At 63.2% G+C, this 14686-nt stretch carries 17 protein-coding genes, 1 tRNA gene and 1 pseudogene; 10 read left to right on the top strand and 9 right to left on the bottom strand.

What is annotated here, in order from left to right; translation table 11 throughout:
* Window positions 1–61: 61 nt before the first annotated feature.
* Window positions 62–148 (bottom strand) — tRNA-Leu (locus E8A46_RS17550).
* A 168-nt stretch (window positions 149–316) separates the two neighbouring features.
* Between E8A46_RS17550 and E8A46_RS17545 the strand changes: the two genes are divergently transcribed.
* On the top strand, window positions 317–760 hold the full coding sequence (locus E8A46_RS17545; protein ID WP_291563354.1) for a twin-arginine translocation pathway signal: 444 nt from the start codon (window positions 317–319) through the stop codon (window positions 758–760).
* A 33-nt stretch (window positions 761–793) separates the two neighbouring features.
* On the opposite strand, the gene E8A46_RS17540 is transcribed toward E8A46_RS17545, so the two are convergent.
* Together E8A46_RS17540 and E8A46_RS17535 are read right to left on the bottom strand one after the other, a co-directional pair.
* Window positions 794–1996, bottom strand: coding sequence for an FAD-dependent monooxygenase (locus E8A46_RS17540; protein WP_291563351.1), 1203 nt, complete (start codon window positions 1994–1996; stop codon window positions 794–796).
* 8 nt (window positions 1997–2004) lie between these two features.
* Window positions 2005–2250 carry a zinc-finger domain-containing protein gene (locus E8A46_RS17535; protein ID WP_213738380.1) on the bottom strand — a complete coding sequence of 82 codons (246 nt, stop codon included), beginning with the start codon at window positions 2248–2250 and terminating at the stop codon, window positions 2005–2007.
* Between the two features lie 306 nt (window positions 2251–2556).
* Between E8A46_RS17535 and E8A46_RS17530 the strand changes: the two genes are divergently transcribed.
* Window positions 2557–3660, top strand: coding sequence for a hypothetical protein (locus E8A46_RS17530; protein WP_291563394.1), 1104 nt, complete (start codon window positions 2557–2559; stop codon window positions 3658–3660).
* 56 nt (window positions 3661–3716) lie between these two features.
* Window positions 3717–4469 carry an alpha/beta hydrolase gene (locus tag E8A46_RS17525; RefSeq protein ID WP_291563344.1) on the top strand — a complete coding sequence of 251 codons (753 nt, stop codon included), beginning with the start codon at window positions 3717–3719 and terminating at the stop codon, window positions 4467–4469.
* Here the strand turns inward: E8A46_RS17525 and E8A46_RS17520 are convergent.
* Window positions 4455–5813, bottom strand: a complete 1359-nt coding sequence (locus E8A46_RS17520; protein ID WP_291563392.1) for a hypothetical protein — start codon at window positions 5811–5813, stop codon at window positions 4455–4457. The genes E8A46_RS17525 and E8A46_RS17520 overlap by 15 nt on opposite strands.
* A 265-nt stretch (window positions 5814–6078) precedes the next feature.
* On the opposite strand from E8A46_RS17520, the gene cysE reads away from it, so the two are divergent.
* Both cysE and E8A46_RS17510 read left to right on the top strand, forming a co-directional pair.
* Window positions 6079–6909, top strand: a complete 831-nt coding sequence (gene cysE / locus E8A46_RS17515) for a serine O-acetyltransferase (RefSeq protein ID WP_291563341.1) — start codon at window positions 6079–6081, stop codon at window positions 6907–6909.
* Window positions 6910–7095: 186 nt separating this feature from the next.
* Window positions 7096–7314, top strand: a complete 219-nt coding sequence (locus tag E8A46_RS17510) for a DUF3126 family protein (protein WP_079543740.1) — start codon at window positions 7096–7098, stop codon at window positions 7312–7314.
* Between the two features lie 163 nt (window positions 7315–7477).
* On the opposite strand, the gene E8A46_RS17505 is transcribed toward E8A46_RS17510, so the two are convergent.
* The gene (locus tag E8A46_RS17505) at window positions 7478–8188 is read right to left on the bottom strand and encodes a hypothetical protein (protein ID WP_291563331.1); all 711 of its coding nucleotides are present in this window, start codon (window positions 8186–8188) and stop codon (window positions 7478–7480) included.
* Between the two features lie 230 nt (window positions 8189–8418).
* Between E8A46_RS17505 and E8A46_RS17500 the strand changes: the two genes are divergently transcribed.
* The gene (locus tag E8A46_RS17500; protein WP_291563328.1) at window positions 8419–8748 is read left to right on the top strand and encodes a hypothetical protein; all 330 of its coding nucleotides are present in this window, start codon (window positions 8419–8421) and stop codon (window positions 8746–8748) included.
* Window positions 8749–8878: 130 nt separating this feature from the next.
* Entirely contained in the window at window positions 8879–9409 is a 531-nt protein-coding gene (locus tag E8A46_RS17495) for a gamma carbonic anhydrase family protein (protein WP_291563326.1), read from the top strand.
* 10 nt (window positions 9410–9419) lie between these two features.
* Here E8A46_RS17495 and E8A46_RS17490 read toward each other — a convergent pair whose 3' ends face one another.
* Together E8A46_RS17490 and E8A46_RS17485 are read right to left on the bottom strand one after the other, a co-directional pair.
* Window positions 9420–9587, bottom strand: a complete 168-nt coding sequence (locus E8A46_RS17490) for a hypothetical protein (protein WP_291563323.1) — start codon at window positions 9585–9587, stop codon at window positions 9420–9422.
* A complete protein-coding gene (locus E8A46_RS17485; protein ID WP_291563321.1) occupies window positions 9584–9814 on the bottom strand; it encodes a hypothetical protein in 231 nt (76 codons plus the stop codon). Before E8A46_RS17485 ends, E8A46_RS17490 begins: the two co-directional genes overlap by 4 nt.
* Window positions 9815–10007: 193 nt before the next feature.
* On the opposite strand from E8A46_RS17485, the gene E8A46_RS17480 reads away from it, so the two are divergent.
* From E8A46_RS17480 to E8A46_RS17470, 3 genes are all read left to right on the top strand, one after another.
* Window positions 10008–11708: a PAS-domain containing protein gene (locus tag E8A46_RS17480; RefSeq protein ID WP_291563319.1), complete on the top strand. Its 1701-nt coding sequence runs from the start codon at window positions 10008–10010 to the stop codon at window positions 11706–11708.
* 271 nt (window positions 11709–11979) lie between these two features.
* Window positions 11980–12471 carry a hypothetical protein gene (locus tag E8A46_RS17475; RefSeq protein ID WP_291563316.1) on the top strand — a complete coding sequence of 164 codons (492 nt, stop codon included), beginning with the start codon at window positions 11980–11982 and terminating at the stop codon, window positions 12469–12471.
* A gap of 195 nt (window positions 12472–12666) precedes the next feature.
* Window positions 12667–12807: a hypothetical protein gene (locus E8A46_RS17470; RefSeq protein ID WP_291563314.1), complete on the top strand. Its 141-nt coding sequence runs from the start codon at window positions 12667–12669 to the stop codon at window positions 12805–12807.
* A gap of 62 nt (window positions 12808–12869) precedes the next feature.
* On the opposite strand, the gene E8A46_RS17465 is transcribed toward E8A46_RS17470, so the two are convergent.
* Both E8A46_RS17465 and E8A46_RS17460 read right to left on the bottom strand, forming a co-directional pair.
* Complete coding sequence (locus E8A46_RS17465) at window positions 12870–13757, bottom strand: dienelactone hydrolase family protein (RefSeq protein ID WP_291563312.1); 888 nt, start codon at window positions 13755–13757, stop codon at window positions 12870–12872.
* A 681-nt stretch (window positions 13758–14438) separates the two neighbouring features.
* Window positions 14439–14686, bottom strand: a pseudogene (locus E8A46_RS17460) (hypothetical protein); the annotation flags it as partial.

Raw genomic sequence — 14686 nt, 5'->3', positions numbered from 1 at the left:
TAAACGGAAAGCGCCAGACGATCGGTTCGGCCACAAGCCAAACCCGGCGGCACGGCTATTCTGGTGCGGGCGGTGGGACTCGAACCCACACGACGTTGCCATCGAGGGATTTTAAGTCCCTTGCGTCTACCAGTTCCGCCACGTCCGCTTTGGTCGCCAAATCAGATACTTAGCGCGTTTTTTGGCCGAGTGGAATTAGCTCGGGCGCACAAACGCGCCCCTTCCTTAAGCGAGACCGGTTGACAAGGCAAAGCCTCAATGCCGACACCTGCGGCTGCTTTACGCAACCTCAATGTTGTCGGATTACCAAGGTCGCATGATCGCCTCGCTTACCCGCTCCCGGCCGTCGCCGCGCGCCGTCGCCGTCGTGGCGCTGCTTGCGTTGGGCTTTCCGCTTGGCGGCTGCGCCGACATGAGCGAGGGCATGACGTCGGCGTTCGCCGATCCCGCGAAATACGACCTTTACGAGTGCAAGCAGTTGGAGGTCGAGCGCAAGAACCTCGCCAACCGCGGGGCGGAGCTGCAAGGTCTGATCGCGAAAGCGCAGACCGGTGTCGCCGGTCCCGTGGTGGCCGAACTCGCCTATCGCAATGAATACATCGCCGTACGCGGGCAAGCGAAGAATGCGGACGAAGCCTGGCGCAACAACAAATGCCATGACACGCCGCCGGCGGCGGCCAAACCCGCCACCGCGAGTGTGCCGCCGACCAATGACAGGCCGGGGCATTCGTCGGTGCGGTCCGGCAACGCGGTCTACTGAGCAGGCAGCGTAAGCGCCCGCGCGCAGCCCACCTCACACACGCCAGTCGTAGATCCAGTTCTGTCGCGCCAGCATGTGCCTTGGGCCCATCGCCCTGATGACAAGGTCACGCGCGACCGCGAGGGGGCCGGAGAGATGATAGATGCGCCCGGCCTGCCGCGCGGCGCGCTGAACCCGGGCCACGCGCGGCCGGCGCAGGCGCGCGTAGCGCTTCAGCGCGGCGGGGATGGTCGGTCCGCCCTCGTTTTGGGTTTCACCGAGGCATTTGGCGAGCACCGCGGCGTCCTCGATCGCCATGGCGGCGCCCTGGGCGGCGAACGGCAGCATGGCGTGGGAGGCGTCCCCCAGCAGAGCGGTGGCGCCGCCGATCCATTCGCCGCCATCGGGGACCGTGAACAGCGCCCATTTCCGCCACTGATCGACGGCGCCAATCACCATCCGCGGCACGGCATGCCATCGCGCCGCGGCAAACGCGTTCTTGATTTCGTTGGCCTCGCCGGGCGCGCTCCAGCCCGGCCGGTTCCATGTTCCCGATACCACCGCGACGACATTGATCTGGCGCGAGCCCGAGATCGGATAGGCGACGAGGTGGGCGTTCGGCCCCATCCAGAGCTGCACGCGGCAGGAGGTGAATTCGCGCGGCAACTGCGTCATATCGAGCGTGCCGCGCCAGGCGATCAGACCCGAAAACCGCGGCTGCACTTCTGGAAATAGATGATGCCGGACCGCCGACCAGATTCCGTCGGCGCCGACCAGCGCCACCGCCAGCTCCTGCTGGCGCGCCATGCCGCTGCGCTGGACGACGGTCAGCCCCTTGGCATGAGTGCCGACGTCATCGAACTGGCAGCCGAGCCGCAACTCGATGTCGGGATTGTCGCTGACATGGGCCTGTAGCGCCGCCTGCAGATCGGCGCGGTGCATGACCCAATAGGGCGCGTCAGGCTGAAATATCGCGGCGTCCCCGAGCGGCAGGCGGATGATTTCGCCGCCGTTGCGCGCGTTCATCAGGCTGATGGCGTCGGGTGTCACCGCACGGGGCGCAAGCCGCGGCTGCAAGCCGAGATCGATCAGCACGCGACTGGCATTGGGCGACAGCTGAAGGCCGGCGCCGGCTTCCTCCAGGCGTTCGGCCTTTTCGAGCACGACGACGCGAAAACCCTCTCGCGCCAGCGCCAGCGATGCGGTCAATCCACCGATCCCGGCACCCGCGACGATGATGGTGCGAGACGCCGCCACCGGCCGTTTCAGGCGACCTTATCTTTCAGCACGCATTCGGGCGGCCGTGCTTCGCCGGCCTTGAGGTCGGCGGCATAGCGATAGAGTGTCGAGCAATAGGGGCAGATGATCTCGTTGTCGTTGCCGAGATCGAGGAAAACATGCGGGTGGTCGAAAGGCGGATTGGCGCCCACGCACATGAATTCTTGCGAGCCGATCTCGATGACGGAAACGCCGGCATCGTTGTGAAAGTGCGGGACGACATGATCGGACATCGAATTCACCTTGGGTAGGGACAGAGGCAGACGCAACCAACACGACGCCGCACCGTCGACATGCGACGCAACCATACTGTCGGCTGCAGTTGATTCCTAGTGTCGGGAACCGCAAGTTCCGAACCACCGGACGGGAGCCCCGACCGCTGATTTGCTCATGCAAATTCGACACAATCTTGTCGTCCCAGAGAAGCCCTTCTTTCGTCGGGGCCGTTGTGTCGTAAAAGCGGCACCCCATGTCTGGGGGACGGCAACATCGAGATTTTCGGGATGAATCGGTCGCGGATCGGTTGGCTACTGGCGGTGATGACGGTAAGCGGTGCTGCGCTGACCGTGCTGTGGCCGCATGCGCGCGACGCTTTCGCCATCCTGGCGGCGCAGGACGATCCCGCTGAACTCTCCGATATCCAGCTCAATTCTGCCCTGCGGAATAGCCAAATAGTTGTCGCGGATCAGATCGAGGCCGCGCTCGCCGCCGGTGACGCGGGTCTTGCCAACAGCTTTGTCGACCTCGCCAGGGAGAAGGACGTTTCCCTTCCGGGCGAGTTGGCGCAACGCGTCAGCGACGCCGTCACAGAGGAAAACTCGTCGTCGCATTTTGCCAGGCGCTTTGCCACCGGGCTGGTGACCGGGAATGCCGATGACGTCGGGAGCCTGTCGGGCACGGTCGCGGGCGACCTGTTCGTGTTTGGCGACATCCGCGATGTGGTTCGCGAAAGCAAGCACCTCGTGATGGGCGAGGACACCGATCGCCTGGTGCTGGGCCTTGCCACCGCCGGGCTTGCGGTGACGGCGGCGACCTATGTCTCCGTCGGTGGCGTCGCACCGCTGCGCGCCGGTCTCACGCTGGTCAAGGACGCCCGCAAGGTCGGGCGTCTGGGCGAGGGGCTCACCGAATGGGCCGGACGTTCGGCGCGCGAGGCCGTCGATACGCCGATGCTGCAGAATGCCGTCGCATCCGCTTCCGTGATGCACCCGGGGCAGACCGTGAGTGCCATCAGAGCCGCCTTCCACGCCGAGAAGGCCGGCGCGCTGGTCCGCCTTGCCAAGGACGTCGGCCGGGTCAGTGAGAAGGCCGGGGCGCGGGGCGCGCTCGATACGCTGCGAATTGCCGAGGGTCCGGAGGATGTCGCGCGCGCGGCGCGGCTGGCGGAGGCCAAGGGCGGCCAGACCCGCGCGATCCTGAAAATGCTGGGCCGCGGCGCATTGCTGCTGGCGGCCGGTGCATTCGATCTGTCGCTGTGGGTGTTCGGCGCGCTGCTGACCTTGTTCGGGTTTCTCGCGTCGATCAAGGCCACCACCGAGCGGGCGACCCAGTCGTGGCTCGATCGCAAGAAGGCGCGACGGTTGCGAAAGCAGATGGCGGCCTTGTCCTCGCCGGCGATGACAACCGCCGGCGCAACCGGCTAGCTTTCGGCCAAGCCTTCGATTCCGATCCTTTCCCCAAACAAAATATGGAATGACCGATGCCGAGTTTTCATAACGGCGCTGTTGAAATTGCCTATCTCGACGAAGGCGAGGGCGATCCGATCCTGCTCGTGCACGGATTTGCGTCGACCAAGAATGTGAACTGGGTGTATCCGACCTGGGTTTCGGAACTGAAGAAGAACGGCCGCCGCGTCATCGCATTCGACAATCGCGGCCATGGCGATTCCGGCAAACTCTACGACGCGCGCGAATATGAGATCGCCACCATGGCCGGCGATATCGCCGCGCTGATGGATCATCTCGACATCGAGCGGGCCGATGTCATGGGCTATTCGCTGGGATCGCGGATGACCGCCATGCTGGCGCAGAGCCGGCCGGAACGGCTGCGCTCGGCGATCTTCGGCGGCATCGGAATCGGCCTGATCGAGGGCGGTGGCCCCGGCGAGAACGTCGCCGAAGCGCTGGAGGCCGACTCGCTCGATGACGTGACCGATCCGGTGGGGCGGACGTTCCGCGCTTTCGCCGACCAGACCCGTTCGGATCGCCGGGCGCTGGCGGCCTGCCTGCGCGGCTCGCGGCGCCTGATGTCGAGAGAGGATGCCGCCGGGATCAACGTGCCGGTGCTGATCGCGGTCGGGACCTCGGACGAGATCGCCGGGTCAGCGCAAGCGCTCGGAAAAATCATTCCCGGTTCGCAAGTGCTCGATATTCCCAACCGCGACCACATGCGGGCGGTGGGCGACAAGGTCTACAAGACAGGCGTGCTGGATTTTCTCTCACAGCGAAGATGAATCCTCGCGTGGTGCTTCGTCCCGGCTGAAGCCTCTCACGGCCGCGATCAGCGCCACGAAGGTTGCGATCCACGCCAAACGCGCGCCGTAGCGATCATGCGGCCCCGATATGACGCCGCACACAACGGCGTTGCCGAGCAGCGCCAGGGCAACCGTGCCGGCGAGCAGCGCCAGGTCGTCGGCCTTGCGCCGCAAGATGGCGCGCCCGAACAGGGCGAATACCAGCAACATCGAGACCAGAGCGACCGGGACGTGGAGCCAGTTGACGCCTGCGAAATTGATGCCGCCGTGCTGCTGACGCGCCGCGCGCATCGCCACGCGCTGCGCCGGTATGTAACGCTCGATGATGCCGTAGGTATGATAATCGGTGACGTCGGTTCCTTCGCCGGTCGCGACCTCGACCAGTTGCCGGGCGGTGGCGACAATCGCAGCCTCCGTTTGCCAGAGCGGATATTCCGCCAGCGAATGGGTGACGATGAAACCCATTTCGTCATTCAGTCCCTGGAAGCGGCCGAGGGCGTTGAACACGCTTCTGCCCCACAGGAACTGATCGGCGTTGGCCGGTAGTTGATCGCGATAGGGACAAAGCTTGAACTGCTGCTCCGGACAGTGATCCCGCAGGTATTGTGCGACGATGCCGTCCTGCAGCATCCGTCCGAACGCGACGCCATAGCCGCCGGGGGTCCACGCCAGTTGTCCGGACAGCGCGCAATTGGCGGACAGCAGCATGGCGGCGCCGGCAACGATGGTGAGGCTGCCCTGCGCCAGTCCCACAACCGCAATCCGATCCCGCAGCAAGGGCCGCGCGATCCAGCCCACGCAGCATAGCCCCAGCAATACGGCCAACGTGGCGCTGTGGGTGCCGGCCGCGAAGGCGGTGAAGACGAACAACGCGAATTTCTCGATTCCGGAAATCTTGTCACCGTGCAGCACCAGAATAAACAGCGACAACACCGAAAGGCCGGCGAAGATATCGGTCAGCAGCATGCTGGCGAGCCAGGGCAGGGCCGTGGTCAGGATCAGCGCGAGGCTCATTCGCAATAGCCGCAGCGGCCTGACCATGCCCAGCACGCGCAGCGTCAGTTGCAGTATCCACAGCGTCGCCAGCGCCTGAATCCCCAGATTGATCCAGAAACCCGAGCCCTCGCCGAAATGCAAATAGAGGCCAAACACCGTGGAGCGGCTGGGGACGAGATAGCCTTCATACCACCGCGCCAGGTAGCCGCCGGTGTCCCACTGCAGCAAGGGATAACGGTTCCAGAACGCGGGCGCGAGCAGCATCAAGGGAATGGCGACGGTCGCTGCCCAAACCGAAACCCGGTGAGCGGCGCGCGCCTGCAAAATCTGCGTAGTAATGCTGCCTCTCCCGGATTTTCGGCCACCATGCCCGGGTTGGATGGGTTACGGAAATCCACCAATAGTCGGACGTCCCCCAACGCTTTTGGAAAGGCGGGTCTTGGTTTGAGCGAAGAAAGCCCGTCGCTTCAATATTTTAGCGGGTACTCAAGGGTTACGCCGGCGTTCACCTTGGTGTGAGTGGCCCGGGACAGAAGTCCGCCCGCCGTGCTATGTTGTCCTATCGGGCCTTCAAGGAATTTGCGAGAGCAGCATGGCAAAGCATCAGATCAATCCGCAAGCGGGCGCGAAACTTGCGGCGCTCGATCCGATCTGGGATCGCGTGCGTTCCGAGGCGGAGGATATCGTTCGTCGCGAGCCGGAGCTCGCCTCCTTCATCTACTCGACCGTGCTGCATCACGACCGGCTGGAAGATTCGGTGGTGCACCGCATCGCCGAGCGTCTCGATCACTCGGCGCTGTCGGGCGATCTGATTCGTCAGACCTTCGACGAGGCGCTGCGGGACGATCCTGACCTCGGCAATGCCTTCCGCGCGGATATGGTGGCGGTTTACGATCGCGATCCCGCGACCTCGCGCTTCATCGACCCGCTGCTTTATTTCAAGGGTTTCCACGCGCTGCAGACCCACCGTCTGGCGCATTGGCTCTATCAAAAAGGCCGCAAGGATTTTGCCTGGTACCTGCAGAGCCGTTCGTCCGCGGTATTCCAGACCGACATCAATCCGGCGGCCCGGATCGGCCGCGGCATTTTCCTGGATCACGCCACCGGGTTCGTGTGCGGCGAGACCGCGGTGATCGAGGATGACGTCTCGATCCTGCACGGCGTCACGCTCGGCGGCACCGGCAAGGAGAACGAGGACCGCCATCCCAAAATCCGCCATGGCGTATTGATCGGGGCGGGCGCGAAGATTCTCGGCAATATCGAGGTCGGCCATTGCGCCCGGATCGCCGCGGGCTCGGTGGTGGTCAAGCCGGTACCTCACAACGTGACGGTGGCCGGCGTTCCCGCCAGGATCGTCGGCGAGGCCGGCTGTGCCGAGCCGTCGCGCACCATGGATCAAATGATCAACGCGATCGGACTTTGATTTCCGGCACATTCCGCCAGGCCGGGCCGTGATTTGCCCCGAGGGGCGAATAACGGTTTTGCGATCGGACGGCGCGCAAGTTATAAGGCCCTTGAACCGGGTGTAAGGTTCAAGGGATATGACTGGCGGTTCGCTCCGTCCCGTCCTAAGACTTCCCGAAACCGCAAGATCGTATTGGAGACCGCCGTGGACGTTCAGGAAGTCAGGAAACTCGACGCCTACCTCAAGCGCCTGTTCGGCAATCCCAAGATACGGGTGGTGCCGCGGCCCAAGAAGGATGATTCGGCCGAGGTCTATATCGGCGAGGAATTCATCGGCGTGCTGTTCGTCGACGACGAGGACGACGATCGCTCATTTCAGTTCCAGATGGCGATCCTCGAGGACGATCTGGTCGAGCAGGGCTGATTTTTGGAAGCCTCGGTCCGATTGTGTGCCGGGGATGAAGCATTTCAAGGACGTCATTCGGGGGCGATGCAAAACATCGAACCCGGAATCTCGAGATTCCCCGATGTGCAATTGCACATCTGAGGTCTGGTGCTGACGCACCATCCCGGAATGACGTCACACCTCACTTCGGCCCGTGCAGCTGCAGCGTCAGGCGGTCCATCGCATCGGCTACCTCGCGCCACTTCTCAAGCCAGCTCCGCGGAAAGCGGAATGTCAGATCGGCCCCCTCGATGCGGCGCTCGCTCAGGCACATCCCGGGGGTCGCGGCGTCGCGGGTGCAGCGCGCATTGATATTTGGCGTGCTTGCAAAGAACAGATCCTCGTTGCCGTAAGGCGAGCCATCGCGAAATGCGCGCGTCGTCAATCCGTCCTGCCCGGCCGTCGCGGCTTCCTCGAGATAGCGCGGATAGATGGTGCGCACGCGGGCATCGGGCGCCAGCGAGTCATGATGCTCCGATATCGACAGGAAGATCCGGTCGATCGGCTGCACCGCGTCTTCCACACTATCGGCGCTGACGTGTTTCGGTGCTTCGGGCGCCTGCAGGGAAGGAAAGGCGAAGTTGAGATCGACGCGTTCCTGCGCTCCGGAGCGGCGCTGGATTTTCATGCGGATCGCCGCGGTCGGAACGTTGAAGAGGGTGCCCCCGATGCTCATCGGCAACCGTGCCGGATCGCTTGAAACCTCCGGTTCCCAGGTCGGCCACAGCAGGAAAGCGACCAGGACGATGGCGCCCGCCGCGACCGCGCAGGCCAGCACGATCGGCAGCAGGTGGCCGCGAGGATCCTTGCGCGTAGAGCGTGCGATATGCTGGGCGGTCGAAAACAATGTCATGAATGGGCATCGTGAGGGGGGCGTCCGGGGCTGGCCCCGAATCACCTTCAAATATGCCATGCCACAGCGCGCTTTTCGCACGGTTTCGTGTGAAGGAGCCCAATGTGAGCCATGTGCGGGCCGCGGGGTCCGCTTGGCGGCGTTAACCTCTTTTTAAGGATGATGTGGCGGCCGGCGGCCAATTTTGCGAAGCAGGGGCGGTTCCTCGTAGCGTAGCGGAAGTCCCTGTAATGTCGCCTGATGCGTTTAATTCCGTGTTTTCTCTTTGCATCGGCTTTGCACTCGCCGGAGCGCTCGCCAGCGGATATCAGGCGGTGGTGCAACGTCCGGCGGGCTTTGGGTTGCTGCAGGAAGGCGTCGCGCCAAAGACTTTCGCCGCGGTGCCGTTCCTGGTTTTCGCCGCTCCTTTCATCATCATGCGCAATACCCTGCGCGGTGCGCGGATCGAACGCCGCCGTTTCGAATTCGTGATGATGGCGACCGTGCTGGCAGGGATCTGGAGCCTGATGTCCGGTACGTTTTTCCTGATGACGCTGCGCGCCGCCGGACTGCTGGCCTGACGCTTTTGTCTTGACGCGTTTTCTTGACGCGAGGCGGCGCCCACCCCCGGATCAGGTCCGGGGGCATGCTTCGCTTGAAAATGCTTTGCCAAGCGTGCCAGAGTCTCCCTGAAAAGGAGATCACTAGCGCATGGCGATTTACGAACTCGACGGGCAGGCGCCCGAACTTCCCCTCGACGGCAACTATTTTATCGCCGACACCGCCACGGTCATCGGCAAGGTCCGCTTGCGCAACAGCGCGAGCGTCTGGTTCGGCGCGGTATTGCGTGGCGACAACGAGTGGATCGAGATCGGCGAGAATTCCAACGTGCAGGACAATTCAACCTGCCACACCGACCGAGGCTTTCCGCTGACGATCGGTAAAGACTGCACGGTTGGCCACAATGTCATCCTGCATGGCTGTACGCTCGAAGACGGCGCGCTGGTCGGGATGGGCTCGATCATCATGAATGGCGCAAGGATCGGCCGCGGCAGCATCGTCGGCGCGGGTGCGGTGATCACCGAAGGCAAGCAATTTCCCGAGCACTCGCTGATCATCGGCGCGCCGGCGCGGGTGATCCGCACTCTCGAGCCTGCGCAGGTGACGGCGATGGCAAGTGCGGCGAAATTCTACGTCGGCAACGGGCCGCGATTCAAGAAAGGCCTGAAGAAGATCGGCTGACGGCGGTGCCTCAGCCGCCTTCGGATTCGTCGGCCTCGGCCTCGCCGGCGGCCTCTTCATGACCGGCGGCCCAGAGCGAATGTTGTTCGGTGCCGTCGCGATACGGATTGCCTTCAGCGGGAATGTTGTTTCGCGCGGCGCGCTGGCCTTCCTCGAACGGATCTGGATCGGGTGTCATGATTTTCGCTTTCCTTGAGGGCTCGATTTTGCGTTGCCTTTCGCGGGCGCATCCGCGAGTGATGCGCTCTTGCGTAGCGCGTCCTTGAGATCGACGGGAATGCCGTGCTTCCTGAGCAGGTCGGCAAACGCCTCGTCGGCCAGCTCCTGAATGGTCCCCATCCTGTCGCGCGCCAGCTGCTTCAGCTTGTCGAAAGTATCGTCGTCGAAGGCGATCAATTTGCGCACGCGTTGCAGGCTCCCTGAACGTCTTTCCCGAGAATTATCAGGGATCGCCTGACACGCCTAACGTTTAATGAAGCGTGATCGGCGCAGCCGCCGCGCCGGACTCAACCCCGGTAAATCTACGGAGCGGGCATTTAAGGTGCCGGTAGCTTAATCCGGTATATGCGTTGGGCCCGCAAGCAGACCGAGATCACCGATGGCCGCCATCCCGTATACCGAAGCGCGTGACCCCGCCGGGATCAGAATCTGGAAATCGTGCTCTCGCGTAGTCGCCAATCTTCGCATCTCGGAGAAGATTTCCGGGATTGTGGGGCTGCTGGTCCTCGTGACGACATTGCTGATGGTGATGTCGATCCAGACGGTCCGGCTGCAGACCGAATATCGACGCGCCCTCGCGAGCTCGGCGACGACGGCGATCAACATTGGACGCGTCAACGCGTTGATCTACGCGATCGTGATGGAATCGCGCGGCGTGTATATGTCGACCGAGCCTGGTAAGGTGAAGCGGTATGCCGACGAGCTTCTCAGGCGCAACCGCGAGCTGGCCGGTGTGATCGCCGAATGGGAGAAGACCGCCGATTTCAGCGACGAGGCGCAGTTCCCCGCGTTCCAGCAGCGGATCCTCCAGTTCATCGATTTTCGCAGCGAACTGGCCCGCAGGGCGACCGAGATCAGTCCGGCTGCCGGGCGCGCGTGGGGCGACAACGACGCCAATCGCTCGCTGCGCACCGCGCTCAACGACGACATCGAGGCGTTCGCCATGCAGCTCGATGGTCGCGCGTTGCTTGTGGCAGAACTCGCCGATCGGAGCAAGATGGCATCCTGGTATCTGGCATTGCTGGGACTGTGTGGATTACTGCTGACCGCGCTCAACGTCGTCGTGGTCAGGCGTTCGGTCATTGCGCCTTTGGCCGATATCGCCCAGGCAACCGATTCGATCGCCGCCGGAAACACCGACATCGCCATTCCGCATGTCATGCAGTCGGACGAGATCGGGCATCTCGCACGCGCGGTGCGAAACTTCCGCGACGCGACGGACCGCAATCGCAAACTTGAGCAACGCGAAACCGAAGTGTCCCGGCAACGCGACTCGGCGTTGGGACAACGCGACAGGCTGAACGACAAATATCTCGAGACCAAGTGGCAGCTGGGTGCGGCGCTCAACAACATGGCGCAAGGCCTCGTGATGATCGATGCAAGGGGCAAGGTGCTCATGACCAATGGCCGGTACAGGACGATGTATCAGCTGCCGCCGCATTTCATCGGCCCCGACACCACGCTGCGGGACCTTCTCGAATACCGCGCCGAGAACGGCCTGTTCGTCGGGGACATCGACAAGTTCGTGGCCGCGATCCTCGAAAGGGTCGCCCAGGGAAAGCCGTTCGTCACCGAGATTGCCCTCCCGGATGGCCGCTTAATCCGGATTTCCGAACAGCCGATGGACGGCGGCGGATGGGTTTCGACGCATGAGGACTTTACGGAGCAGCGGCGGGCCGGGCGCATCCTGGAGCGCACCGAACGATTTCTGGTGACCGTACTCGAGAATGTGCCGGTAGCGATCGTCGCCAAGGACGCGCGCACCTTGCGCTACACCTTTGTCAACAAGGCCGCCGAAAAATTTCTCGGGCTGCCGCGTGTCCAGATCATCGGTAAGTCGGTGCGGGATCTGTTTCCCGCGGAAACCGCCGACAGGATCGAGCGCCAGGACAGCGAGCTGCTGGCGGGAAATCAGGACAGCGAAGTCGTCATTCGAACCTTCACCACGCCCAACAACGGCATGCGCAAAGCCGTCGTGCGCCGCATCCGGATTGCCGATCAAGCCGGTGAGTCGCATATGTTGCTCAACATGATCGAGGACATGACCGATCAAGCCAATATCGCCGATGTTGCCGCCTAGGGCACGATTGAATCAGAGCCGAGGCTTCTAGTCTTTTATTCAGCCGCGTTTTCTTGCCTGATCCGGGAGCCACCCCGGATCAAGTCCGAGGGTATGCTCCGCCCGAGAACACTCATTGCGCCAGCCATGCGCGCGATGATCGCGAGCCGGTCGCGCAGAAGTGAGCAGAATGCGCCGGCAATTCCGCAGTGCCATGTCTATATACCGGAACGGGATGGCACTGAATGAGTAGTGACGGGCGGGGGCGTACTAGCACGGAGGAGGGACAGAGATGTTTCGCAAAACGATGATCGCCTTGTTCGCAGTTGCATCAATCGGCATGCTGGCGCCAGACGTAGCCTTGGCACGGGGCGGCGGCCACGGCGGCGGAGGCCATGGCGGTTTCGGAGGTGGCTTCGGCGGTCGGGGCGGGTTCGGCGGCGGTGGCTTTGGCGCCAGAGGGTTTAGCGGCAGCTTCGCGCACTCGGCCGCGGTTGGTGCCGCAGGAGTTGGTGCGGTGGGAGTTGGCGCCGCAGCAATTCAAGGCGGTCGCTTTGCCGGCAGCGGTTTCCAGCACGGCGGTTTCCACCACGGTGGCTTCCACCACGGGCGAAGGTTCTTTGTCGGCGGATTCTGGGGGCCGGGCTACTACGACGATTACTACGATTATCCGTATTATACTGCCGACGACTCCTACTACGACGACGGCGGCTGTTACGTCGTGCAACGGCGGGTGCATACCAGGCACGGCTGGCGCATCCAACCAGTTCAGGTCTGCGGGTGAACCTGCGGATTGCGGCCTCCCGGACGCTTCCGCTTTCGGTCAGTTGAGGTTGATGGACCGAGCGAGGTGCGGGTAGAATCAAGCGGCCTCGGTGTTCTGCACCGAGGCCGTTTTCGTGATGCCGTCAGAGCTGGTACGCCGCTTGCATTCTCCCGCTTCAATTGGGATGCTGGTGAGGCGCATGGAGGCTCACCCATGTTTCAGATGCTCACAGCCCCCAGTCTGACGTTGTTGTTCCTCGGTGTCGTCGTCGGCCTGGGCGTATCCTTTGTGTGGATACTCTGGGAAATCGAACAGCTATCCAAATCGCATCGCAACAGCGATCGCTTCGGATAGGCCGCTTCGATCCAACGCAAGGCGCGGGGAAAGTGCCGCCCGCCTTGGGAGACCCATGCGGCTCAGCCGAGCACTTTGAATTTCTTGAACCAGGCCTGCATCTGGCTCCATCCGTCGTCGGCGGCTTCCTTGCGATAGCTGGCGCGATAGTCGGCGTGGAAGCCATGCGGCGCGCCCGGATAGATCTTGAACTCGGCGGTCTTCTTGGCTTCGGCGAGCGCGGCCTTCAGCGCCTCGACGTCTTTGACGGGAATGCCGGTATCGGCCTCGCCGTACAATCCGAGCACCGGCGCTTTCATCTCCGGCGCCAGCTGGGTCGGGCTTTTCGGCCAGAGCGGGTTCGGCGGATCGACCGGCGGGCCGTAAAACGCGACGCCGGCTTTGAGGTCGCCGCTATGGGCGGCATATTCCCAGACCGTGCGTCCGCCGCGGCAGAATCCGATGATGCCGAGCCGGCCGGTGTCGCCGCCCTGCGATTTGGCCCAGGCGACGGTAGAGTCGAGATCGGACAACAGCTCCGCATCCGGCTTGGAATTCACGATCGGCAGGAGCTGCGGAATATCGGTTATCTTGGTGAGATCGACGCCCTTGCGGTAATAATAATCGGGCGCGACGGCCAACGCGCCGAGTTTGGCGAGACGCCGCGTCACGTCGCGAATGTATTCATGCAGACCGAAAATTTCCATTGCGACCAGTACGACCGGCGGATTGGCCACGCCCGTGGGGCGGGCGAAATAGCCGGGCATCTCGCCGTCGGCGACTTTTATTTTTACGTCGCCCGTGGTGAGGCCGGCGGTGTCGGTCTTGATGACGTCGGCGCGTACCGGGCCGGCGGCCAGCGTGTAGCCCGCCGTGACGGCGGCGGAGGCGGTCATGAAGCCACGGCGAGAAAACGGCGCGACCTTGGTCAGTCCGATGACATCTGACGTCAGCAGGGGTTCGGCACTCATGATGGGTTCCTCAGGGCTGGTGGAAGCGGCAGCGGCATACAGCCGGCAATCCCGGCCGAACGCAAATCACCAGCGTGCGAGGAACCGGCGGATGCAGGAAATCCGCCGGGCCGGATTGCGCCGCCAGGGCGGAGCGGCAAAAAACAAGGCCGTCGGCGCAGTATAACGCCAACGGCCTTGCCAGCCCCGGACATTGAAATCGGCTTGCGCCGCCCGGTGAACTGCATCTTGCCCCGGCAGCCCACGGGCAGATGTGAGCCAGTTCACACTCTGCGCAAAAAAGTTGCGGTCAGCCCCTGGGGAGGGACGCCCCTCCTATTGATTTGATGGAGCTTTCGGCTTTTTGACCGGTAATTTCCCGCTTTTTCCTGGGACGGCAGCAAGTCGCGCAATCCCATTCCTCATGCGCAACGACGTGAGCATAGCGCGCCGTCGATCTCGGATCCCGCCAGCGTCCGATTGCGACGAGCCCCTGCAAGCCGGCGCCACAGCGCGATTAGCCGGCTCTCCTGAGCGGTGGATGGATTTTGCGCGGAAGGCCGATTCTATTGTAATGGCGGTTCGTTGGGGGACTTTGCTGGCTGACCGCCAAGGACTTCGGACGCCTGATCGATCTTGCGCGTGCGGCGGCGGTAACGGTTGAGAAGCACGGGCGGGACGGTGCGTGAAACCGGACACGCATCATGATCGGACCGCCCGCAACCAGTCGTCGAGCCGTTGCAGCCAGCGCCGCGGCGGAGGCGGGGCAGGGGGCGGCTTGAGCTTGAGGCGGTCGCCGTCAAGTCCATGAACGAGTTGAAGCGTTCGGGTGTGGTAGACGGCAAGATCCGGACGGTGACCAATGCTCAATACGGTCGTCTGCTTCAGCTCATCGTCGAACAGGCGCATGACGCGGCGCTGGCTGTCTTCGTCGAGCGCGGCGGTCGCTT

This window comes from Bradyrhizobium sp. (assembly GCF_004799445.1).
Classification (GTDB): Bacteria; Pseudomonadota; Alphaproteobacteria; order Rhizobiales; family Xanthobacteraceae; genus Bradyrhizobium.
This window is presented reverse-complemented; position numbering and strand designations above follow the sequence as displayed.

Excerpts from the sequence above, each read along its gene's own strand:
- E8A46_RS17545 (WP_291563354.1), top strand. The coding sequence starts at position 317 with ATGATCGCCTCGCTTACCCGCTCCCGGCCGTCGCCGCGCGCCGTCGCC.
- E8A46_RS17535 (WP_213738380.1), bottom strand. The coding sequence starts at position 2,250 with ATGTCCGATCATGTCGTCCCGCACTTTCACAACGATGCCGGCGTTTCC.
- E8A46_RS17530 (WP_291563394.1), top strand. The coding sequence starts at position 2,557 with ATGACGGTAAGCGGTGCTGCGCTGACCGTGCTGTGGCCGCATGCGCGC.
- E8A46_RS17525 (WP_291563344.1), top strand. The coding sequence starts at position 3,717 with ATGCCGAGTTTTCATAACGGCGCTGTTGAAATTGCCTATCTCGACGAA.
- cysE (WP_291563341.1), top strand. The coding sequence starts at position 6,079 with ATGGCAAAGCATCAGATCAATCCGCAAGCGGGCGCGAAACTTGCGGCG.
- E8A46_RS17505 (WP_291563331.1), bottom strand. The coding sequence starts at position 8,188 with ATGACATTGTTTTCGACCGCCCAGCATATCGCACGCTCTACGCGCAAG.
- E8A46_RS17500 (WP_291563328.1), top strand. The coding sequence starts at position 8,419 with ATGTCGCCTGATGCGTTTAATTCCGTGTTTTCTCTTTGCATCGGCTTT.
- E8A46_RS17495 (WP_291563326.1), top strand. The coding sequence starts at position 8,879 with ATGGCGATTTACGAACTCGACGGGCAGGCGCCCGAACTTCCCCTCGAC.
- E8A46_RS17490 (WP_291563323.1), bottom strand. The coding sequence starts at position 9,587 with ATGACACCCGATCCAGATCCGTTCGAGGAAGGCCAGCGCGCCGCGCGA.
- E8A46_RS17480 (WP_291563319.1), top strand. The coding sequence starts at position 10,008 with ATGGCCGCCATCCCGTATACCGAAGCGCGTGACCCCGCCGGGATCAGA.
- E8A46_RS17475 (WP_291563316.1), top strand. The coding sequence starts at position 11,980 with ATGTTTCGCAAAACGATGATCGCCTTGTTCGCAGTTGCATCAATCGGC.
- E8A46_RS17470 (WP_291563314.1), top strand. The coding sequence starts at position 12,667 with ATGTTTCAGATGCTCACAGCCCCCAGTCTGACGTTGTTGTTCCTCGGT.
- E8A46_RS17465 (WP_291563312.1), bottom strand. The coding sequence starts at position 13,757 with ATGAGTGCCGAACCCCTGCTGACGTCAGATGTCATCGGACTGACCAAG.